Genomic DNA, 334 nt, shown 5'->3' with positions numbered 1-334 from the left:
GCCCAGCAACTGGCGATGGCGCAGCGCAAGGCCGAGCGCAGGCGCGAGGCCGCCGCGAAGATTCCCGCCAGCACGGTCGCCGAAGCCATCCGCGCCGACCTGCCGTTCGCCTTCACCGGCGCCCAGACCCGGGCGCTGGGCGAGATCCGCCACGACTTCGCGCTCGGCGAGCGGATGAGCCGGCTGATCCAGGGCGATGTCGGATCCGGCAAGACGGTGGTGGCGATGTGCGCCATGGCCGACGTCGCCGCGGCCGGCGGCTTTTTTAATGATACGGCGACCACCGAGATCCTGGCCCGCCAGCACTTCGAGACCATCTCCGGCCCCCTCACCG

At 71.3% G+C, this 334-nt stretch carries 1 pseudogene; it reads left to right on the top strand.

Going from position 1 to position 334, the window contains the following annotated elements:
* Positions 1-15 precede the first annotated feature (15 nt).
* A pseudogene (locus DJ021_RS18500) lies at positions 16-334 on the top strand (ATP-dependent DNA helicase RecG); the annotation flags it as partial.

Origin of the sequence: Phenylobacterium hankyongense (assembly GCF_003254505.1) — a bacterium.
GTDB lineage: Bacteria > Pseudomonadota > Alphaproteobacteria > Caulobacterales > Caulobacteraceae > Phenylobacterium > Phenylobacterium hankyongense.
The sequence above is the reverse complement of the archived record's forward strand: the minus strand, read 5'-3'. Positions and strand labels throughout refer to the sequence as shown.